The 19,725-nt window shown below is 38.4% G+C and carries 23 protein-coding genes, 1 tRNA gene and 2 riboswitches; of the genes, 12 read left to right on the plus strand and 12 right to left on the minus strand.

Annotation, left to right across the window (positions count from 1 at the left end; translation table 11 throughout):
* Positions 1–161: 161 nt before the first annotated feature.
* From CUC15_RS02380 to CUC15_RS02395, 4 genes are all read left to right on the plus strand, one after another.
* On the plus strand, positions 162–1,643 hold the full coding sequence (locus tag CUC15_RS02380; RefSeq protein ID WP_114915187.1) for an MDR family MFS transporter: 1,482 nt from the start codon (positions 162–164) through the stop codon (positions 1,641–1,643).
* Between the two features lie 154 nt (positions 1,644–1,797).
* Positions 1,798–2,127 (plus strand): PadR family transcriptional regulator, encoded by a 330-nt coding sequence (locus tag CUC15_RS02385; RefSeq protein ID WP_114915188.1) that lies wholly within the window; start codon positions 1,798–1,800, stop codon positions 2,125–2,127.
* Positions 2,124–2,522 (plus strand): permease prefix domain 1-containing protein, encoded by a 399-nt coding sequence (locus tag CUC15_RS02390; RefSeq protein ID WP_114915189.1) that lies wholly within the window; start codon positions 2,124–2,126, stop codon positions 2,520–2,522. Before CUC15_RS02385 ends, CUC15_RS02390 begins: the two co-directional genes overlap by 4 nt.
* A gap of 11 nt (positions 2,523–2,533) precedes the next feature.
* On the plus strand, positions 2,534–3,172 hold the full coding sequence (locus tag CUC15_RS02395; protein ID WP_114915190.1) for a hypothetical protein: 639 nt from the start codon (positions 2,534–2,536) through the stop codon (positions 3,170–3,172).
* 76 nt (positions 3,173–3,248) lie between these two features.
* Here CUC15_RS02395 and CUC15_RS02400 read toward each other — a convergent pair whose 3' ends face one another.
* Positions 3,249–4,010 (minus strand): MerR family transcriptional regulator, encoded by a 762-nt coding sequence (locus tag CUC15_RS02400; protein ID WP_114915191.1) that lies wholly within the window; start codon positions 4,008–4,010, stop codon positions 3,249–3,251.
* A 337-nt stretch (positions 4,011–4,347) separates the two neighbouring features.
* Between CUC15_RS02400 and CUC15_RS02405 the strand changes: the two genes are divergently transcribed.
* The 4 genes from CUC15_RS02405 to CUC15_RS02420 all read left to right on the plus strand — a co-directional run bounded on the left by CUC15_RS02405 (position 4,348) and on the right by CUC15_RS02420 (position 7,272).
* On the plus strand, positions 4,348–5,073 hold the full coding sequence (locus CUC15_RS02405) for an ABC transporter ATP-binding protein (protein WP_114915192.1): 726 nt from the start codon (positions 4,348–4,350) through the stop codon (positions 5,071–5,073).
* Position 5,074: 1 nt separating this feature from the next.
* Positions 5,075–6,103 carry an ABC transporter permease gene (locus tag CUC15_RS02410; RefSeq protein ID WP_114915193.1) on the plus strand — a complete coding sequence of 343 codons (1,029 nt, stop codon included), beginning with the start codon at positions 5,075–5,077 and terminating at the stop codon, positions 6,101–6,103.
* A 70-nt stretch (positions 6,104–6,173) separates the two neighbouring features.
* Positions 6,174–6,791, plus strand: a complete 618-nt coding sequence (locus CUC15_RS02415; protein WP_114915194.1) for a TetR/AcrR family transcriptional regulator — start codon at positions 6,174–6,176, stop codon at positions 6,789–6,791.
* A gap of 37 nt (positions 6,792–6,828) precedes the next feature.
* Positions 6,829–7,272 carry a GNAT family N-acetyltransferase gene (locus CUC15_RS02420; protein ID WP_114915195.1) on the plus strand — a complete coding sequence of 148 codons (444 nt, stop codon included), beginning with the start codon at positions 6,829–6,831 and terminating at the stop codon, positions 7,270–7,272.
* Between the two features lie 41 nt (positions 7,273–7,313).
* Here the strand turns inward: CUC15_RS02420 and thiE are convergent, their stop codons facing one another.
* The 5 genes from thiE to thiW form a co-directional block, all read right to left on the minus strand.
* Positions 7,314–7,937: a thiamine phosphate synthase gene (gene thiE / locus CUC15_RS02425; protein ID WP_114915196.1), complete on the minus strand. Its 624-nt coding sequence runs from the start codon at positions 7,935–7,937 to the stop codon at positions 7,314–7,316.
* On the minus strand, positions 7,938–8,711 hold the full coding sequence (thiM, locus tag CUC15_RS02430) for a hydroxyethylthiazole kinase (RefSeq protein WP_114915197.1): 774 nt from the start codon (positions 8,709–8,711) through the stop codon (positions 7,938–7,940).
* The gene (thiD, locus tag CUC15_RS02435) at positions 8,708–9,514 is read right to left on the minus strand and encodes a bifunctional hydroxymethylpyrimidine kinase/phosphomethylpyrimidine kinase (RefSeq protein WP_114915198.1); all 807 of its coding nucleotides are present in this window, start codon (positions 9,512–9,514) and stop codon (positions 8,708–8,710) included. The genes thiM and thiD overlap by 4 nt, the downstream gene beginning before the upstream one ends.
* Positions 9,514–10,194: a thiaminase II gene (gene tenA, locus CUC15_RS02440; RefSeq protein WP_114915199.1), complete on the minus strand. Its 681-nt coding sequence runs from the start codon at positions 10,192–10,194 to the stop codon at positions 9,514–9,516. Before tenA ends, thiD begins: the two co-directional genes overlap by 1 nt.
* A gap of 72 nt (positions 10,195–10,266) precedes the next feature.
* Positions 10,267–10,370, minus strand: a riboswitch (TPP riboswitch).
* A gap of 293 nt (positions 10,371–10,663) precedes the next feature.
* Positions 10,664–11,152 carry an energy coupling factor transporter S component ThiW gene (gene thiW / locus CUC15_RS02445; protein WP_114915200.1) on the minus strand — a complete coding sequence of 163 codons (489 nt, stop codon included), beginning with the start codon at positions 11,150–11,152 and terminating at the stop codon, positions 10,664–10,666.
* A 92-nt stretch (positions 11,153–11,244) separates the two neighbouring features.
* Positions 11,245–11,362, minus strand: a riboswitch (TPP riboswitch).
* A 217-nt stretch (positions 11,363–11,579) separates the two neighbouring features.
* Between thiW and CUC15_RS02450 the strand changes: the two genes are divergently transcribed.
* Complete coding sequence (locus CUC15_RS02450; RefSeq protein ID WP_114915201.1) at positions 11,580–12,848, plus strand: glycosyltransferase; 1,269 nt, start codon at positions 11,580–11,582, stop codon at positions 12,846–12,848.
* A 62-nt stretch (positions 12,849–12,910) separates the two neighbouring features.
* Here CUC15_RS02450 and CUC15_RS02455 read toward each other — a convergent pair.
* A tRNA-Ala gene (locus CUC15_RS02455) sits at positions 12,911–12,983 on the minus strand.
* A gap of 251 nt (positions 12,984–13,234) precedes the next feature.
* On the opposite strand from CUC15_RS02455, the gene CUC15_RS02460 reads away from it, so the two are divergent.
* From CUC15_RS02460 to CUC15_RS02470, 3 genes are all read left to right on the plus strand, one after another.
* On the plus strand, positions 13,235–13,531 hold the full coding sequence (locus CUC15_RS02460) for a YhdT family protein (RefSeq protein WP_114915202.1): 297 nt from the start codon (positions 13,235–13,237) through the stop codon (positions 13,529–13,531).
* Complete coding sequence (gene panF / locus CUC15_RS02465; RefSeq protein WP_114915203.1) at positions 13,528–14,976, plus strand: sodium/pantothenate symporter; 1,449 nt, start codon at positions 13,528–13,530, stop codon at positions 14,974–14,976. Before CUC15_RS02460 ends, panF begins: the two co-directional genes overlap by 4 nt.
* A gap of 112 nt (positions 14,977–15,088) precedes the next feature.
* Entirely contained in the window at positions 15,089–16,138 is a 1,050-nt protein-coding gene (locus tag CUC15_RS02470) for a DUF4097 family beta strand repeat-containing protein (protein WP_114915204.1), read from the plus strand.
* 155 nt (positions 16,139–16,293) lie between these two features.
* Here the strand turns inward: CUC15_RS02470 and CUC15_RS02475 are convergent, their stop codons facing one another.
* From CUC15_RS02475 to CUC15_RS02495, 5 genes are all read right to left on the minus strand, one after another.
* Positions 16,294–17,436 carry a conserved virulence factor C family protein gene (locus CUC15_RS02475; protein ID WP_114915205.1) on the minus strand — a complete coding sequence of 381 codons (1,143 nt, stop codon included), beginning with the start codon at positions 17,434–17,436 and terminating at the stop codon, positions 16,294–16,296.
* 157 nt (positions 17,437–17,593) lie between these two features.
* Positions 17,594–18,118 carry a type 1 glutamine amidotransferase domain-containing protein gene (locus CUC15_RS02480; protein ID WP_114915206.1) on the minus strand — a complete coding sequence of 175 codons (525 nt, stop codon included), beginning with the start codon at positions 18,116–18,118 and terminating at the stop codon, positions 17,594–17,596.
* A 187-nt stretch (positions 18,119–18,305) separates the two neighbouring features.
* A complete protein-coding gene (locus CUC15_RS02485; protein ID WP_114915207.1) occupies positions 18,306–18,554 on the minus strand; it encodes a DNA alkylation repair protein in 249 nt (82 codons plus the stop codon).
* Positions 18,555–18,628: 74 nt separating this feature from the next.
* Complete coding sequence (locus CUC15_RS02490; protein ID WP_114915208.1) at positions 18,629–19,174, minus strand: phosphoribosyltransferase family protein; 546 nt, start codon at positions 19,172–19,174, stop codon at positions 18,629–18,631.
* Between the two features lie 77 nt (positions 19,175–19,251).
* Entirely contained in the window at positions 19,252–19,701 is a 450-nt protein-coding gene (locus CUC15_RS02495) for a YueI family protein (RefSeq protein WP_114915209.1), read from the minus strand.
* Positions 19,702–19,725 lie beyond the last annotated feature (24 nt).

The following is a 19,725-nucleotide window of genomic DNA, read 5'->3' on the forward strand; positions in this document are numbered from 1 at the left end:
ATCATAATAATTCACTTGTTGTCATTTTGGGTGCGTGCTATCATTATCATGCTATTTATTAGGAAGCTGGAGTTGGCATGTTCCTGGTTACCAACCTTAGCTGCTAAAAAATTTCATTTTATTTACGGACTTAATTTATTGATTGAAAGGAGTTTACCCTTATGAGTGACAATAATAAGCCCAAGAAGTATGAATACTTGGCTGATGATCCGAATGTAAAAGTTGCACCGATTATGATTTCATTAATTATTGGGGCTTTCTTTGCGATATTAAACGAGACTTTGCTAAACATTGCACTAACAACTTTGATGGAGGAGTTTCACGTTTCCATTACAACAGTACAGTGGATGGCAACTGGATTTATGCTAGTAATGGGAATTGTTATCCCAGCCTCGGCGTTATTAATGCAGTGGTTTACGACTAGGCAATTGTTTTTAGGTACGATGATTATTTTTGTAATTGGCACAACGATAAGTGCAATTGCACCTACTTTCCCAATTTTGCTAGTTGGTCGTTTCATACAAGCAGCGGGGACTGGAATACTTATGCCAATCATTTTTAATGTGTTTTTATTAATCTTCCCACCAAGCAAACGAGGAAAGGTAATGGGTCTTGTTGGCCTTGTAATTATGTTTGCACCTGCAATTGGACCAACATTATCTGGCGTAATCGTTGAATATTTGGGATGGCGTTATCTGTTCATCACAGTAATTCCTTTTGCATTGTTCTCAATTCTATTTGCACTAAAATATTTAGTGAATGTTTCAGAAGTAACAAAGCCTAAAGTTGATGTATTATCGCTTGTATTCTCGTCGATTGGCTTTGGAGCAATTGTGTATGGCTTTAGTTCAGCGGGAGAAAGTGAGGCAGGATTCCTAAATCCAAAAGTATATTCTATCATTATTATTGGTGTCATTAGTGTGGTTCTATTCGTTATAAGACAATTGAAATTGGATGAACCAATTATGGATTTACGTGTATTTCGCTACCCGATGTTTACTCATGGGATGCTAATGTTCTTAATCATTATCATGGCGATGTTCGCTTCAGAGATTATTTTGCCTATTTACATGCAGGGACCTTTAGCATTAGCGGCCGCCACTGCAGGTTTGGTCCTGCTTCCAGGCAGCATTTTAAATGGTGTGATGTCACCTTTCATGGGCGGACTCTTTGATAAATACGGGCCAAGAGTGTTAATGATTCCTGCTACAATTGTTCTCAGTGGCACAATGTTTTTGATGAGCAGATTAAGTTTGACAACTCCATTATGGGTAGTTGTCGTTGGTTATATTCTATTAATGCTGTCTGTCTCTGCAATTATGATGCCAGCAGAAACCAATGGATTGAACCAATTACCGAAACGATTGTATCCACATGGGACAGCGATCATGTCAACCTTACAGCCTGTTGCAGGGGCAGTTGGTGTATCTGTTTTCATTAGTATCATGAACGCAAAACAAAGAAATATCCTGCAGCTTTCGGATGACCCGACAAACATCGCTAACATCAACGTGGCAATGGTTTCTGGTGTTGAGCTTGTTTATCTCATCTCGTTTATTTTGTCTATCGTTGCCGTTATATTAGCCTTCTTTGTGTACCGCGCTAAGCCGGAAGAAAAGTTAGAATTTCAAGGAAACGATTAAGACGATAGATTCGACAAAACCAGCTCTATTTCAGATAAATTATTTGAAATGGATCTGGTTTATATTTTTGCTTAAAATTACTTTGACAGGTAGAGTAATTTGAGATATAATTACTCTGTCAGATAGAGTATTAATGAAATAAGGACGTGGCAATATGATAAGAAGCGATATTATTAGAGGGCATTTGGATGCGATTATCTTACGTCTCATCTTAGAAAAAGATCGTTATGGCTATGAAATTTCAAAAGAAATAAGTTTGCGCACAGATGATTGTTTCCAAATTAAAGAGGCAACATTATATGCTGTTTTTCAACGACTGGAGAAAAAAGAATTACTGGAATCTTATTCCGGTGGTGTATCAAAAGGAGGGAAGAGAAAGTATTACAGCATAACGACACTTGGTAAAGCCTATTTAAAAGAATCTGTTGCGGAATGGAAAGTAACAAAGAATATAATTGACCTATTTATGGAGGGATTGGATTGAAACAGTTAAAGGATCATGTTAATCAATTATTTATGGGGATTCCAGATAGTGAGCAGAAAACAGCTATCCAGGAGGAAGTATTGGAGAACTTAGAGGAAAAAGTGCGGGACCTTATGGAGCAAGGGAAAGCTGAGGAGGATGCTATAAATAAAGCGATTGTAGAGTTTGGTGATATTGAAGATTTAAAAAATGAACTTGGGGGAAAGCAGCCGGTCAGTAAGAACAATTCCAAATTAAATTTAGGGTTCTCTATCTGGGGGAGTGCAATCATCATCGCTTTATTTGTCTTCATCAACTTTTATTACACTCCTGATGTAATCTGGTTTGTGTACCCGACATTTGCCGTATTATGGTGGCCGTTAGCAATGTATTTCATTTGGAAACGAGCGAATTAAGGAGAGATAATATGAAAAGATATGGGGTTGGTTTTGCGATAGCCGGAAGTTTCATGGCAATTGCCTTTTTAATCATTGTAAATTTATTAACGGCTTCAGAACATATTTGGTTTATTTATCCTTCTATTGGACTGCTGCTATGGCCGGTTGGCATATATTGTATGAAAAATAAGTATTACAAGCTTTTTGCTGTTTTATGCAGCTTACTTGTTATTATTTTTCTTACCCTGGAGAATTATCTGAATACACCAGGCTATCCATGGGCATTATATGCGGTATTTCCGATCCTATGTTGGCCAATATTGATGCTATTAGGAAAACGTGCAGGGAACATTATTGTTTCCCTCGTTGGAAGTGCAATTATTATTATCTATTATTTAATGTTAAACATCTTCCTTGAGCCAGGCTATCCATGGGCAATATTTCCAGCATTTGCTGTGTTGTGGTGGCCATTAACGATTTATCATTTGGCGAGAAAAAGCTATTTTCAGTATTCTATCCATGCGAGTTTGTTTATTAGTGGCTTTTTTATACTTGTGAATGCCGTATCCTCACCAAATACGATATGGGCAATATATCCAATATTTGCAGTGCTTTGGTGGCCACTTAGTATGTATTATTTTGTTTATAAGGGAAGGATGGAAAGGTAGTTTTAAAAACATAAAAATAGGAGTAGAGAGAAGTGAAAGTATCGCTTCTCTCTACTCCTATTTTTAATCCCCTAAATTATTTCATTCCTAAATATATCAGGATGGCATCTCGTAAAAATTTAGTGCCGCCCTCAACCTGCTTGTCATAATAAGCAGTAAATCGTTTGTCAGCAACGTACATTTCTGCAAGACCTGCATGTGCTTCCTTAGAATAACTTGGCCATGAGTACATAAGCCATTCTTTATGTTTTACTGCAAGCTCTTGAGCTAAATCTGAAGCTGGATCTCCAGTAGCATATGCCTTTTCAAGTAAGGAAAAAATTTCTTCTCCCAATTTGTTCATTGCTTGAAAGTCTTCTTCCGACATTCCTCTCATTTTGGCATTACTAGCCTCAACAGTATCTTTTCCATATTTGTCACGAATTTCTTCTCCATATTTTTGTTCGTTCTCATCAATCATTTTCTCTTTAAATGCTACGAACTTTTCTTTATCCTCCATTGTTATTCCTCCTTCTTTACTCGCAATCGTTTTTTCAACTGTAGCCATAAGATTGTCAAGATGGACTCTTTTCTGCATCAGTTTTTTATAATGGGCTTTTAGAGCTTGGGTTTGATTAAAATGTGGGTCTTGTATGATATTCATAATTTCTTCGAGCCCAATTTCCAATTCGCGGTAGAATAAAATCTGCTGAAGCAGATCAACCTCTTTCTGACCGTAAATGCGATAACCAGATGAATTAATACTTGCCGGCTTCAATAATCCAATCTGATCATAATAACGAAGCGTTCTCCCACTCACACCCGATAGCTGTGCTAGCTTATTAACCGTATATTCCATTCGTGTCCCTCCTGACATTAATAATGATAAAGGTTTACGCTGCGTAAAGGTCAAGCGAATTTTTAAATAAATTTATTGATGTGCATTTAGTATAAGACTAGAGAATGCCGATATATACGGAAAAGCACCAGTAAATGGGCCGAACATGCCGATATATTCCAGAAATCCGCCGATATGAACAGGAATCACGCCGATATACTCGACAGTAAAATTTGGTGAGCAACTTTGATAGTAATAAGTAAATTAAATTAAAAAGTGATTACTCACTTTACATACATCTAAAAGGAGATTATACTATAGTGAGTACTTACTCACTAACGTAGAGAGGTGAATTTAGATGGGAAATGAAAATGCTTGTATATCGATTCGCGAGGTGTCAAAGCAATTTGGCAAACATGAAGTATTAAAAAATATTAATCTAGAAATCAACGAGGGTGAAATATTTGGCCTTCTAGGACCATCAGGTGCTGGGAAATCAACACTGGTAAAGGAATTAGCTGGACTTGATGTGCCGACCTCTGGAGAGAATTTTCTTTTTCAAGAGAAGATGCCATCTCTGAAACTAATGGAGAGAGTAGGGTATATGGCACAAGCAGACGCCTTGTACTTGGATTTAACAGCAAACGAGAATCTACAGTTTTTTGCTAGTCTTTATGGATTAAAAGGGAAAAAGCAGAAACAGAGAATTATTGAAGTGATGCAGATTGTAAATCTCACTGATCATCTTCATAAGCCTGTAACGAATTATTCTGGTGGAATGAAGCGGAGGCTGTCGCTCGCAATTGCACTTCTGCATGAACCAGAAATGTTAATACTGGATGAACCGACCGTTGGCATTGATCCTGTATTAAGGAAAAGTATATGGGAAGCATTTTATGAACTAAATAGAAAAGGGACGACAATAATTATTACCACGCACGTAATGGATGAAGCGGAGAAGTGTGGTCGTTTAGGATTGATGCGTGATGGAATAATGATTGCAGTTGGCACACCGGAGGAATTAAAGAAGGAAACCAATACAGAGACAATTGAAGAGGCTTTTCTTATCTATGGAGGTGCTTAAGATGAGAATTACTGCACTGACAATTAGGATATTAAAACAAATTATTCGAGATAAACGAACACTCGCATTACTTATTTTTGCGCCAATTCTTGTACTTACAATGCTATATCTAGTATTTGATGGCGATGATTATGTTCCTAAAGTTGGTCTTGTTAATGTACCAGAGATGATCACGGAACAAATGGATTTGAATGAAGTGGAGTTAACCGAGTATAGCAATACAACGGAAGCAAATGAGGATCTAGAAAATCAAGAAATAGATGGCTATGTTGTATTAGACGAGCAAGTCCCTGCAATTTTTCTTGAAGGCAGTGATCCGAGTGTAAATAGTGCAACATTGAGATGGATTCAGTCAGCATTTGCGAATCTCCAGAAAAATGGAAATGCAAGTGAACTGAAAGTGGATTATTTGCATGGTACGAGCGAGATGGGCTCATTTGATTATTTTGGACCGGTATTACTTGGTTTTTTTGTGTTCTTCTTTGTCTTTCTTATCGCAGGGGTATCATTTATTCGCGAGCGTACAACAGGTACACTTGAAAGGCTGCTATCAACTCCATTACGAAAGTGGGAAATTGTGATTGGGTATGTGTTTGGATTCGGGATTTTCACAATGATACAGTCCACCATAATTGCTTGGTATGCGATCTATGTGCTGGAGATGATGATGGAAGGAGTGTTTATTTATGTGCTCATCATCACATTGGCAATCGCTCTGACTGCATTAACCTTAGGAATTTTGATTTCCTCATTTGCCAATAATGAGCTGCAGATGATTCAATTTATTCCGATAGTTGTTATTCCACAGATCTTTTTCTCTGGACTATTTAATTTAGAAACGATTTCGGAATGGTTAAGCTGGATTGGACCGTTCACACCGCTGTATTATGCTGCGGACGCATTACGGGATGTGATGGTTAGAGGGTACGGCTGGAATGAAATCTATATTAATATTCTTATCCTGATTGGTTTTTCTGTAATATTCATGTTTTTAAATATCATTGCGCTTAGAAAATATCGAAGAATATAGACATACTATGTCGAGAAAAAACGGATAATCTTATATAATTAGATTGAATAGAGATAAGAGGCGGTCTAAGATGTCGAATAATGAATTAAAATTAACAGAAAAACAAAAGGCAATCCTTGATGCTGCAACTGAATTATTTGCTGAGCAAGGATTTGCAGGTACTTCAACCAGCGAAATTGCGAAAAAGGCAGATGTGGCTGAAGGAACCATCTTTAAGCATTTTAAATCAAAGAAGGGGCTGCTACTATCCGTCATTTCACCAATGATTAAAGTAGTTGCACCGATGATAAAAAAAGATATAAATAAAATATTCGATAAAAACTTTGAAAGGTTTGAAGACTTCATTCGTGAATTTATTGATAATCGGATCAAATTTGTAGTCGAAAATACGACAATGTTTCGCGTATTAATTCAAGAAATACCTTTCCATCCAGAACTGAAGGAGCAATTTATTGAACATATTAGTAATGACATGGTTGTACGTGCCCGGGAAAGTATCGAGCATTATCAAGAAAAAGGGCAAATACGCCAAATGCCAATAGATTCTGCGATTCGTATCATTGTTTCAACTGTTTTTGGGCATGTCATCACCAAACTGCTAATAATTGGCGAAGCGCAATGGGATGAGGAAGCAGAGCTCGATAGAACAATTCAATTTTTGATGAATGGGCTAGCACCTGAGAAATAACCATTCTTACTGGATACACATCTAGGAGAGTTAACAAATGATTAAAACGTTAAACAATAAAGATCAACAAATTGCGGAAGAAATCCTAGCAATTCAAGTCCCTGCATATGAAATAGAAGCAGATTTAATTGGATTCCATGGTATTCCGCAGTTGAAAGATACAGTCGAAACGGTGATGGCTTCAAAGGAAAACTTCAAAGGGTTTTTTCTTGAGCATCAACTAGTAGGGTTTATTTCGTATGAAGAAACAAAATCAGAAGTAGATATTTGCCGTCTTGTTGTCGATCCGGAATATTTCAGACAAGGTATTGCAAGGTCGCTATTATTAGAGCTAATCCAGCGAGCTACTGGCAGGAAAATTCTCGTCAGTACAGGTTCAAAAAATGTTCCCGCAATTACCCTTTACGAAGAATTTGGGTTTGCAAGATATCATGAAGTGGAGATTGCAAGAGGAATTTATCTATCACAGTTTGCAAGATGAGTATAATGGGGCAATACTATATGTGTATTGCCCCTTTTGAATTATAATAATTTAATAGCTTCTTTAATATCGGATGCTGCTGTTATTGCAGAGATTACCGAGACACCATCTGCTCCTGCTTTGATCACAGAAGTGGCATTTTCAATTGAGATTCCACCAATTCCAACAATGGGAAGCTCCGGAAATTGTTTTCTTAAAGTTGTAATCCATTCTAAACCAACAGTCGTCTTCGCATCCAGCTTTGTAGTTGTATTGAAAATTGGTCCTGCACCAATATAATCAACCAAATCAATTGGACTATTTGCCAGCTCGCATGCATTCGATACAGAAAGTCCAATCCATTTGTCAGGAAAAATCTTACGCAGTGTTTCTACTGGTAAATCATCTTGTCCAACATGAATTCCATCTGCATCTAATATATTTGCAAGTTCAACATCATCATTTACGATAAAAGGAATATCGGATCTTTTACAAATTGCACGGAGCTGTTTGCCGAGCTCCAATCTCGCTTCGCCAGCTAGGCAGCCATCTCCTTTTTCACGAAATTGAAATGCAGTAATTCCAGCCTCGGTCGCTTCAGCAAGTATTTCGACTGGATTCCGTTTGCAGTTCTGACTCCCCATAATAAAGTATTTACGTAAGCTTTGCTTGATAGGAAAAGGCATTTATATTCTCCTTTCCAGTTCTTTCACGTCTAATGAAAGAGCATCAATAAATCTTGGAATGAAAGTCCCTGATCTATGAACCTGCTTATGTGATGCAGTGTATTCGGCAGCTAATCCATAAAACTGAACAGCTGTTAATGCCTGTTCTTCAATGGAGTCATCTGTTGTTAAACAAGCAGTTAAAATTGAACCAAGTAAACATCCGGCACCGGTTACTTTCTCTAGAATGGGATGACCTGTATTACTTTGAATCATTTGATTACCAGTACAAATAAAATCGGTTTTTCCTGTAACGACCGAAATAGTACTGTAAATCTCCGCAACTTTTTGCGCAATTTCCTGTGTATTGCCATCACCAATCGATTCCACCCCTTTTGTTTGCCAAGGAATGTTTACAAGATGTGCAAGCTCACCAGCATTGCCTTTAATTGCAGTAGGCTTTACTTCTGCCAAAATTCGTTTGACAACTTCAGTTCGAAAGGCTGTCGCTGCAACACCAACTGGATCTACTACGACAGGGATGTCTCTTTCATTTGCTGCTTTGCCAGCAAGGATCATTGCTTTTACCTCATCTTCTCTTACAGTACCAATATTAATTAGAACGCCATCTGCAGCTGAGGCCATATCCCAGGCCTCTTCTTCTGCCTTTGCCATAACAGGTGCCCCACCAAAGGATAATAACCCGTTCGCAGTGAAATTCATTACAACTTGATTCGTCAAATGGTGTATAAGTGGGGTTTTCTCCCGTACTTTCTTGATAATATTCGCCTTCATAGCCTCACCTTCTCTGCTCTCGTTGCCCAGTGATTCGTTGGACCATGACCTGAACCAAGGGAAAAGGAGTTTGCAATCGCTGCTGTAACAAAATGCTTCGCCTTCTTCACTGCATCGTATAATGAAAAACCTTTACTCAAATAGGCAGTAATAGCAGCGGAGTATGTACAGCCTGTTCCATGCGTATTCTTCGTATCAATTCTTTCTGATGAAAAGGTATGAATTTTGTTGCCATCATAGAGAAAATCGATGGCATCTCCTGTCATATGCCCACCTTTTACTAATGCGGCACCTGCACCGAATGTATCCACAATTAATGCTGCAGCCTGCATCATATCCTCAACTGTTTCAATCTGTTCTCCAATTAAAAACTCCGCTTCTGGAATATTCGGGGTAACTAAAGCTGTTAAAGGAAGCAACTGCTCACGCAAAAAATTACGAGCATTTGCTTCCATTAATGTATCCCCGCTTGTTGCAACCATCACAGGATCCATCACATATGGTGCATCGGTTTTTGGGGTTTTTTCAGCAATTAATTTCATCATTTCAATACTTGCAATCATCCCAGTCTTAACTGCATGAATGGGCATATCGGAAATAACAGCATCAAGCTGCTGCTCAATCATTTTAAGCGGGATATGGTGAATCGCTTGTACACCTGTCGTATTTTGGGCAACTACTGATGTAATGACAGACATGCCATAGCTTTCTAATTCCTGAAATGTTTTCAAATCTGCTTGAATCCCAGCCCCGCCGCTTGGATCTGTTCCAGCAATAGTTAGTGCTGTGTTGACGGACATCATTATTTAATCACCGCCAATTCTCCAGACCATGTCTCACATGTTAACGACATTTCCCAAAATGCTAACTCAAGCTGACAGCTTTTACGGAATGCATCTTTAATCCGATTTTGCTCATCTACTGGGGAGTTGGCAGCAAGGACATCCAAGCGTTTTCGCATTTCCTCGGTCTCTTTTCCGGACTCCGCATAAAAGTGCATCCATTTATAGAAAGGATGCTCCTTTGTTGGCTGATACTTGTTTATTAACTTCTGACCAATTTCCAAATAAGTCCATGGACATGGCAGGAGCGCACCAAGGGTTTCTGCTAAAGTGCCCATATTTGCATGATATAGCATATGTTTAATGTAATGATCTCCAGAAGGGGGAAGCGGGTGTCCTTGAAGATCCTCAAAACGAACCCCGATATACTCAGAAAAATTTAGATGCGGCTTTACTTCATCGTACAGTGTAAACTGGATCTGTTCATGGAAATAAGCCATGTCTTCCCGATTAACAGATTTCGAAAGTGCAAGACTATAAACTTGAATAAAGGCATTTAGAAATTCAAAGTCTGCTTTAATATAGTGCTCCACCGCTTCCTTTGGTAGTTCTCCTTTGCCAATTCCTTGAACAAAAGGATGATCAAAAATCATTTGAAAAATATCCTCGTTTTCTTTTTTTAGATCATCTGTGAATGTCATGGGAAAGCCTCCTTGTTTTTTTAGTTAGGAAGCTACTAGGGGGAATAAAAGAAGGTAGAAGGAAGTAGGTAAACATGTCCCCGACTACTTCCCTTCGCTGGAATTACCCAGATCAGGTTCCAAGGGACAAAGGAGTATTCCTTATCTCAGCACAATTCGCGCCCCTAGTAGTTTCATAAATTAAAGATTCATTTCATATTGTATTTTGCTATTCAGATAAAGTGCACAACTAACTTAGTTGAGAGCTTTCTCTTAGGCAGCGGTCGCTCCAGAAATACACTGTGCTTTCCGCGGGGGCTGGTAAGCCTTCTTTTGCTGTCGCACTTTGAAGTCTCACCTAGGCCCTTCCTGTAGGAGTCAGCTTGTATTTCTTCCGCTGTGGACCACACATAGACTACTGATTGACTAGTTCCTAATGAGCTAAGCATTACTAATAGAAACTATCGCCAGCCTAGATTCAGAAAATAAATCAATTTCGTATTACGTTTACAGTTTTAATCCTGGATACGATAAACCAGCCGATGATGGCTCCTGTTGTACTGCTTACGAGAAATGGTGGGATAAAGGCAAGCGCGCCAACGGAACTTCCCATAAATAGATAAGCAAGCGGTACAGATAAAAGTGCGCCAACAATGCCACTGCCAACTCCTTCACCGATAGCAGCCGCTAAGCCATTCCTCCCCGATTTACGATAGAGATAACCTGCAAAAAATGCTCCGACCATACTTCCTGGAAAAGCTAATAGTGTTCCCAGCCCAAGCATATTACGAAACAAACTAATTAAAAATGCAATGATAACTGCTGGTCCTGGTCCTAGCGTAACAGCTGCTGCAACATTGATTGCATGTTGCATCGGATATGCTCTGGCAATTCCCGCTGGAAACCATACGAGTTGAGCTGTGATTGTTCCAAGTGCAGTAAGCACAGCCATCGTTGTTATCAAACGAGTTCGATTCATTCCATACCTCCCAATACTAAACTAGGGACCAAAAAAGCCAGATCCTTATTGGACCTGGCTTGATAAGCTGAGAATAGGTGGACATTATATGATCGAACATCCGACTACTTCCCTCCGCTGGTATTAACCAGATCAGGTCCATAAGAGTCGGAAAGTGTATACATGCTTCCCTCTCAGCCCACACAGTTTTGGGCTCCCCTAGCAGTAATATGTATTAAATTATCGCTTACAAATTAAGCATATCAGAAATGATAGAAATTGTCACCCGAAAATTCAAAATATAATATGTGTAGAAATATAGTACCAGTTAATAGATTACGCGTCTTCTAAATAGAGAGTTTCGATTGCTAATGTTTATTTAAGAGGATAGGAGGGAAAAGAGTAATAACCAATTACTAAATTTTAGGAATAAGGAGAGGACGACATCATGGGAAAGAAAATACTATTCATCTCTGATCATGGAGATCCACTTGCTAAGCTAGGCGGTAAACAGTCAGGTGGACAAAATAATTATGTAAGACAGCTTGCTCTGGCTCTTGATAAAAGAGGGGTGAATGTAGATGTAGTTACCCATTGGAGTAACCCAGAAGCCCCTCGTACTGAAGTATTCGGAAAGAACTGCCGAGTATTTCGAATCGCTGCAGGCCACAAAGGCTACATTGCTAAAAGTGAAATGTATCATCTTCTCCCCAAATTCTTTCAAGAGTTAAAAGATACAGTACAACTCCACACATATGACATTATTCATTCCCACTACTGGCTGTCAGGTTTGTTAGCTCTATTTGTAAAGAGAAGCTATAACATACCAATTGTTCACACATCCCATTCACTGGCAGCTGCCAAGAAGAAGGCTACGGGGAAAGTGGAAACAAAGCGTATGGAGGCGGAAAAGGCTATTCTTAGAAGAGCAGACAAAGTTATTGCTACAACTGAAAATGAAAAACAACTAATCGAGAATTTTGCTAATCCAAAAGCAGATGTTGCAGTTGCTGCAATTGGTGTTGACAGTGTATTCCATCCATATGAAAAGAAAAGACGTCATATTACCAAAACTTTCTCATTTGCGGGACGTCTGGAGAAAACAAAAGGGATTTTTACATTACTTGAAGCATTTAGGTTATACAACAAACAATTTAATAATAAAGGAAGGTTGATTATTGCAGGAGGAGACGAAAGTGATTTTGATCCTGTAACCAAATTGCCAGTTAATGATGAACTAAGAAAAACAGTTAGTGGAATAGAGGATAAAGTTGATTTTCTAGGTCCAAAAACGCAGGAGGAACTTGCAGAGCTATTCAATAATTCGACCGCAGTTATTGTTCCTTCCTATTATGAATCATTTGGAATGGTTGCTGCAGAAGCACAAGCATGTGGAACACCAGTAATCGCCTCTGCTGTAGGTGGACTGAATGATGTAGTTGCAGATGGCATTTCTGGGCTGCATATTAGACCAAAGGATTCTGTAAAACTATCTGAAGCGATGAAATTACTTTCTCGTGATAATTTCTTGGCAAAAAGCCTTGGTAAGGAGGCAGCTGAACGTGCGCGAAATGTTTTCAACTGGACAACCATTGCTAATCAGATAGACGGAATATACGAGAAATTGATGAATGTTCATGATTACGCAAGTGCTAGCGACAATAGGACGTTGGCTGGTGATAAAGATGTATTAAAAGAAACTTATTATTTACTTTAAAAAAGCAAATTTCTAAAATGAAAAGGCGCTTAATCCCTTATGGATTAAGCGCCTTTTATTAATGGAGCATAGGGGGATCGAACCCCTGACCTCTTGCATGCCATGCAAGCACTCTCCCAGCTGAGCTAATGCCCCTTGTAACTATTCATTATATACTCAAAAGAGTATTACTTCAATGGTTTTAATTCATATATTAACAGAAAGTATAATAAATAGGTAACAAAGCTCTAAACAACATTAAGAGACTGGAATATCTGAGTAATAAAAAATTTCCATTCGCATAATAAAAAAGTCAGTAATAATGTACATTTATCTCCTACTTGCTATAATTAATACTATGTAAAAAATATTGGGGCGTTCTATAGAATGGCTTTATAAGGGGGGGAATGACATTGAAGAAAGAAGATATCGATAAAAATGATTATCGTTTTAAAATAGCGAATCGTGAGGCTTTAATTGGTATTGGATTAGTTATTTTTAATTTTATTTGGTGGTTTGGATTTGCATATGGACTAGGCGGACAAGATCCTAGTGAATATTCTTATACGTTTGGGTTGCCAAACTGGTTTTTCTATAGCTGTGTGGTTGGGTTTATCGTAATGATTATCCTGGTTTTCATTGCTGTAAAGTTTTTTTTCGTGGATGTCCCATTCGGTGAAGATGAGGAGAATGAAGATAAATGAATTGGCAAGTAATTTTACCTTTACTATTATTTTTAGTTATCGTATTTTTCGTTGGCATTTGGGCTGCGAGGCATGTTAAATCGAGTGATTCCTTTTTACAAGAATATTTTTTAGGTGGTCGAAGCTTAGGCGGATTTGTCCTTGCAATGACGCTAGTGTCTACATATGGCAGTGCCAGCAGTTTCCTCAGTGGCCCAGGGGCGGCCTATAATCAAGGTCTCGGATGGGTCCTGCTTTCGATGACACAGGTTGCAACGGGATACTTTGTATTAATGATCTTAGGAAAAAAGTTTGCCATCATTACTCGTAAATATAATGCAGTTACGATTGTTGACTTCTTGAAGGAGCGCTATCAATCAAAATGGGTAGTTATTCTATCCTCAATAAGTATTATAATTTTCCTTTTCTCTGCAATGTCTGCGCAGTGGATTGGCGGGGGACGTTTAATTCAATCGTTAACTGGTCTTCCTTACATAACAGCTTTGTTTATTTTTACAGCATCTGTTTTAATCTATGTTATTATTGGTGGCTTTCGTGCGGTTGCAATTACCGATACGATTCAAGGTAGTGTCATGTTTATTGGTACGCTAATCTTATTAGTCGGGGTAATAATTGCAGGTGGAGGGGTTCCTGCAATTATTTCAGATTTAGCAGCTGAGAACCAAAACTTAATTACACCATTTGGTGCGAACGCAGATTTGACACCGCAATATGTATCGTCCTTTTGGGTTCTCGTCGGAGTAGGGGTTGTAGCACTTCCCCAAATTGCTGTACGTGCGATGTCTTACAAGAATTCTCGATCACTTCATCGCGCAATTGTAATTAGTACCTTTGTTGTCGGCTTTATTATGCTAAATATGCATTTAATTGGTGTATTCGCTAGACCAATATTACCTGGGATTGAAGTAGGGGATACCGTAATGCCACTGATTTCTATGGAGGTGCTGCCACCTTGGCTTGCTGGGATTGTATTAGCAGCACCGATGGCGGCAATCATGTCTACAGTAAATGCATTACTGATCTTAGTCAGCTCGACGGTTGTAAAAGATGTTTATATCAATTATATTAACCCAAAAGTTTCTGAATCGGGGATAAGACGTTTAAGTATGAGTGTGACAACCATTTTAGGAGTTATTGTTGTATTAATGTCACTGAATCCTCCTGATTTAATTATTTGGTTAAATTTGTTTTCTATGGGCGGTTTAGAAGCAGCATTTATTTGGCCAATTATTGGTGGACTATACTGGAGTAAAGGGAATAAGTATGGTTCGATTGCTTCGAGTGTTGTAGGGATTGTGTTTTACTTTATCTTTGAGACGTATTATCCACAACCATTCGGGATGCACTCTGTTGTAGCATCGATTGTACTAGCATTCATAGCCTACGTTTCTGTTAGTTTAAGTACACAGAAAAAGGATAGCGGATTAAGTAATAGCTTTAATTAAGACCTCCATCTCTGGACGTAGAAGAAATCGAACCGTGGGCCGGTTCCTAAGCTTATCAATGCTTCGCTAAAATGAAGATATTATATTGATAATAGAAAGTGGAGTGAACCTTATGAAAAATTTATTGAAACGTTCGGCGCCACCAATAATCGAGGAAGACACATTTGATATAGATAAGTTGCATTATATTGGAATTTCTACAGGTCTAACGGATGTCGAAGTTTTAACTCATGAAGAGTCAGGGATTGCGCTATATTTTGAAACATATGTAGACGGGCCTGCTTTAGAAACGGAGATTGAGGATGGACGTTTTGAAGTTAAGGTTAAAGAACGGAACCGAAACCAAGGTTTATTTTCAATTAATTTCTCGAGTGCTCGTTTGCAACTAACTCTACCAAAGGCGATTGCATATAACTGGGAAATTCGAACAGGTTCAGGTGATGTCGAAATTTCGAACATTATTACCGAATCAATTTCAATGCGGACAGGTTCTGGGGATATTGAAGCTATTCGTATTTTGTCAAAACAAGCCCAAATCATCGCATCCTCAGGAGATTTATCTTTGAAGGACAGCGAGGTGGAGAAACTTTCCTTTGAAACCTCTTCAGGTGAAGCAAAATTAAAAAATATTTCTAGCGATGTTATTCACGGGTCTGCTAGTTCAGGAGATGTTGTTGTAAAGAATCTCCATGGGAAATCTCTTGAAATAGAAACATCTTCAGGAGAAATAGAATTGGAGAAAATAATCGTCGACAAGGCTTCTCTCCGCGCTAACTCAGGTGATATAGCAGCAGACCATTTGATGGTGGAAGAAACAAGTGTAAGAACATCCTCAGGCATAATTGACGTTCGAAGCTTTACAGGAAATGTGAAAGCAGTATCCAGTTCTGGAGACGTAGCATTCTCCGCAGTGAACGAGGCAGTATATGATATCGAAACGAGCAGTGGGGACATAACAGTTGAACTCTCCTCAGAACAGTTAAATGCAACAATCGAGGCGAGAACAAAATCTGGGAAGATAGAGACAAATCTACCATTGCAATTAGAGAGACAAGCTAAAGATAGATTGGAAGGAATTATTGGCTCAGGAGAAAATCCTATCATACTTAAGGCAAGGTCTGGGGATATAAAAATTCTACAGGCAAATAGAATGGGCAGATAAGAAAGAGCGTTACTTTCTTATCTGCCTTCATTCTTTATATAGGAATTGGTAAAGTAAGGCAAAGTCAAGAGGAGAAATAAATCACATGAGCACGAGGATGCAGCCAACCATAAGTATCTTTGTATCAAAAAAAGCTAACCGAGCCTGTGCTCATGTTAGCTTTTTTTCGTTGCTTGAGTCATTTGATGCCAGACAGAGCCTTTGGCATCTTCTCCACCCTTGATTCGTTCTAGTGCCATTTTTATTTGCATGCGTACTTCGAATTCTGGATCGTCATTTGCAGCTTCGAGGGCCGGAATTGCAGACCCATCGCCAACTTCATATAAAAACATCGCTGCTCGCCAGCGGACAATCCTGCTTGGATCTTTTAAAGTTGCAATCATCTGTGGCATTGCTTCTTTAAATCCAAGATCTGAGATACAATCACCAGCAGTTCGACGGACATTAATTGCTTTATCATTCAGTGCTTTATATAAATAAGGCAGAACCTCTGGCTCTTCAATCATACCAAGATATGCAGTAGCAAGTCTGCGAATCGACGCCTTTTCATCATCTAATGCTTTTTCTAGTAATGGCAAATCTTCATAGCTGGGAATAAGGCGGTCAAGTGCAGCGAAACGCACTTTCCAATCTGAATTATCTAGTTCCTCAACTGAAACTTGATTTTTCTTTCTAACTTCTTTTATTTCCGCAGAATCTCCAGCCTTGAACGCCAGTTCTACAAGTTTATCTAATCGTTCTTGATCATAGCTTGCACTTATTTCCTCAACAACATCATTGCTGATTTCCTCCATGGATCCATATCTCGGATGCTGTTCGACCCATTTTCGGTCTAGGATAACATTTGGCGAAGAGGGAGAAGCCGCTAAAATTGCATTTGTAAATCTTTCAGGAAGTCCAAGGCGTTTTTCTTCACTGCCGTCTTCTAATTTAATTTGCATAGGAATATCGCGGAAATATTGAATAAAAATTTTTATTTCTCCAAAAGCATCGTTCGTTTTATGAACAGCCTGCATAATTAGGCTTTCCTCGTCTTCTTCACTGCCAAGGATTTTACGAACAGCTGGTAAAATTTCCTCCCATGAAATCTTTGGGTTTCGTGCTAGCGCAATGAAATCGACAACTCGATAGAAGTTTTTGACACCTTCAACTTCGAATAGGCTCTTTACATAATCAGGTGCATTTACCAAATCATCGTCATGTTTATAGTTAAAATTCTCACCGGCTGGTAAGGCTTCATTCACATTAATTTTCATAGAATGTGGGCTGGGAGTTGGTTCAATAGAGACAATTTTCAAGTTTATTCTCCTTTCTTTTATAGATGCTAATTAAGAAATGGTGATGTGTTATATGAATAGTGATATCAACCTCTCACTGATATTCGACAAACTTCGGGGAGTGACAGGCACCCAAAGAAAAACAAATTCTACGTAATCTACGTAGAATTTGTCAATCTTACTGTTCTGCTAATACGTCTGCAAATGCTTTTACATATGGTGGTAAATCAGGCGGGCGGCGACTAGAAATAATATGACCGTCAACAACAACTGCTTCGTCGGACCATGTTGAACCTGCGTTTGTCATGTCGTCCTTGATTCCAGGTGTGCTTGTTACTTTCTTTCCTTGTAATATATCTGCTGAAATAAGTACCCATCCAGCATGACAAATTTGTCCGATTGGCTTCTTCGCTGCATCCATTTCGCGAACAAAGCTCAACACTTCAGGATAGCGTCGTAATTTATCGGGTGCCCATCCGCCTGGGACGAGGATAGCGTCATAATCAGCAGCATTAATGTCAGTGAAAGCATAAGCCGATTCTGCAGGTACGCCATATTTACCAATATATTTATAATTTGCTTCTTTTCCAACTAAATCTACTTGCGCACCTTCTTCGCGCAAGCGCAGTACAGGATACCAAAGCTCTAAATCTTCAAAATCATGCTCAACAAGAGCAATTACTTTTTTATCTTTGAGTCGCATAAGATCCCTCCATCATTTGATATATTAAGTGTACCAGAGGCAGAGAGAAATTTCGATTATCTTAACCGGTAAGTGCATTTAACTGTCAATTATACGTTGATTGATCACGTAAATTATTAATTGGTACTCAAATATAATAAAAAAACACCGCCCACAAACTAGAGCGATGCTTTAATTTCTATAACATTTATTTACTACTATACGATGCGAACTGAATGAATGTGTGCTCATCCTCGACAAGTCCACATGATGCACATTGGATTCTGTACTTTGGTCCATGATATAGATTATGAAAAACCTCGACATTCCCATCTTTATATTCATTGATAACCTCACCAGTTTGGGAATCCAATTTAACTGGTGTAGCTACTTGCTCGATTACATTAAATCGCGAACTATTTGTTTTGCAATTAGGACAACGATAGGGCTTACTCATAACGGCCACCTCCATATATTATTATTCCTATTTTTCCAGTAAATATGAATAGGGGGGTGCTGAGATGCCGTAATTTAATCTCTAAAGATCGGTAAGTTCTCTAAAAAAATAATATTATCATGTAACGCAGCGTCACCTTCAGCTAAAATGGCAGCTCTCGCAACAACATTTCCGCCGGCTTGTTCAACTAAATCTTCTAGCGCTTTAATCGATTCTCCTGTGCTAATTACGTCATCAATGATGGCAACTCGTTTTCCTTTAATTAATGCAACATCTTCTGTATCTAGGCATAATAGTTGTTTCTTTTGAGTCGTAATCGAGACAACTTCATTGATTAACGGGTTATCCATATAAGGTTTTACACTTTTTTGTGCAACAACATAATGCTTCATATGTAATTGTTTTGCTAGTTCATATACCAAAGGAATTCCTTTTGCCTCAGCAGTAACGAGAATATCGACGTCCGCTAATTTCTTGGCCAATTGAACGGAAGCAGCTTCGACAATTTCGACATCTCCTAAAATTACAAAACTCGCTATTTTTAAATTCTCTGCAATTTGAATAATTGGCAATTCTCTAGTTACGCCAGCAACTTCTAATTTATATAATTCTTTTTGCATGAATATCCCCCCAAGATTATGATGTTGCCTAACATTAAACAAAAATTTCCCAAACTGTGACAGGGGAATAGCTAAAATTATTTTTCAGCTGATCCGAACCAATGCTTCAATTTAGCGAAAAAAGAAGATTTTTCTTCCAGTGGTTCTTCTGGTTCAATTTCTTCCTTGACAAAAATTTCCTCTTTATCAATCGCATAATCATAAGTTAAGACAGCACCAATATCTGTATTATTTTCTTCATCTGTAATTGTTGTATAAGGAATGTGATATTTATCTGCTAATGCTTTTTCTTCTTTTAAAAATTTATATGAAACATGACCATTGATTAATAGCTTGGCCTGGGTATTATCCTTCATTGCTTCTTCTAATTTCCCGAGTCCTTTGTCGGTCATTACTTGTCCAATTGTTAAAGCAATAACAATTCGTTCGCGGAGGGTTCCTAAAAATTGTTTGCGCTCATCATCTTTAGGAAGTCGTGTACCATACATACCATCTGTTAGATATTCATCCACATTTTTATTGCTCATTAATGATCAATCCCTTTTATGCGT

Origin of the sequence: Oceanobacillus zhaokaii (genome assembly GCF_003352005.1) — a bacterium.
GTDB classification, from domain to species: domain Bacteria; phylum Bacillota; class Bacilli; order Bacillales; family Amphibacillaceae; genus Oceanobacillus; species Oceanobacillus zhaokaii.

Coding starts and splice junctions, on each gene's coding strand:
- CUC15_RS02380 (WP_114915187.1), top strand. CDS start 162: ATGAGTGACAATAATAAGCCCAAGAAGTATGAATACTTGGCTGATGAT.
- CUC15_RS02385 (WP_114915188.1), top strand. CDS start 1,798: ATGATAAGAAGCGATATTATTAGAGGGCATTTGGATGCGATTATCTTA.
- CUC15_RS02395 (WP_114915190.1), top strand. CDS start 2,534: ATGAAAAGATATGGGGTTGGTTTTGCGATAGCCGGAAGTTTCATGGCA.
- CUC15_RS02400 (WP_114915191.1), bottom strand. CDS start 4,010: ATGGAATATACGGTTAATAAGCTAGCACAGCTATCGGGTGTGAGTGGG.
- CUC15_RS02405 (WP_114915192.1), top strand. CDS start 4,348: ATGGGAAATGAAAATGCTTGTATATCGATTCGCGAGGTGTCAAAGCAA.
- CUC15_RS02410 (WP_114915193.1), top strand. CDS start 5,075: ATGAGAATTACTGCACTGACAATTAGGATATTAAAACAAATTATTCGA.
- CUC15_RS02415 (WP_114915194.1), top strand. CDS start 6,174: ATGTCGAATAATGAATTAAAATTAACAGAAAAACAAAAGGCAATCCTT.
- CUC15_RS02420 (WP_114915195.1), top strand. CDS start 6,829: ATGATTAAAACGTTAAACAATAAAGATCAACAAATTGCGGAAGAAATC.
- thiE (WP_114915196.1), bottom strand. CDS start 7,937: ATGCCTTTTCCTATCAAGCAAAGCTTACGTAAATACTTTATTATGGGG.
- thiM (WP_114915197.1), bottom strand. CDS start 8,711: ATGAAGGCGAATATTATCAAGAAAGTACGGGAGAAAACCCCACTTATA.
- thiD (WP_114915198.1), bottom strand. CDS start 9,514: ATGATGTCCGTCAACACAGCACTAACTATTGCTGGAACAGATCCAAGC.
- tenA (WP_114915199.1), bottom strand. CDS start 10,194: ATGACATTCACAGATGATCTAAAAAAAGAAAACGAGGATATTTTTCAA.
- thiW (WP_114915200.1), bottom strand. CDS start 11,152: ATGAATCGAACTCGTTTGATAACAACGATGGCTGTGCTTACTGCACTT.
- CUC15_RS02450 (WP_114915201.1), top strand. CDS start 11,580: ATGGGAAAGAAAATACTATTCATCTCTGATCATGGAGATCCACTTGCT.
- CUC15_RS02460 (WP_114915202.1), top strand. CDS start 13,235: ATGACATTGAAGAAAGAAGATATCGATAAAAATGATTATCGTTTTAAA.
- panF (WP_114915203.1), top strand. CDS start 13,528: ATGAATTGGCAAGTAATTTTACCTTTACTATTATTTTTAGTTATCGTA.
- CUC15_RS02470 (WP_114915204.1), top strand. CDS start 15,089: ATGAAAAATTTATTGAAACGTTCGGCGCCACCAATAATCGAGGAAGAC.
- CUC15_RS02480 (WP_114915206.1), bottom strand. CDS start 18,118: ATGCGACTCAAAGATAAAAAAGTAATTGCTCTTGTTGAGCATGATTTT.
- CUC15_RS02485 (WP_114915207.1), bottom strand. CDS start 18,554: ATGAGTAAGCCCTATCGTTGTCCTAATTGCAAAACAAATAGTTCGCGA.
- CUC15_RS02490 (WP_114915208.1), bottom strand. CDS start 19,174: ATGCAAAAAGAATTATATAAATTAGAAGTTGCTGGCGTAACTAGAGAA.
- CUC15_RS02495 (WP_114915209.1), bottom strand. CDS start 19,701: ATGAGCAATAAAAATGTGGATGAATATCTAACAGATGGTATGTATGGT.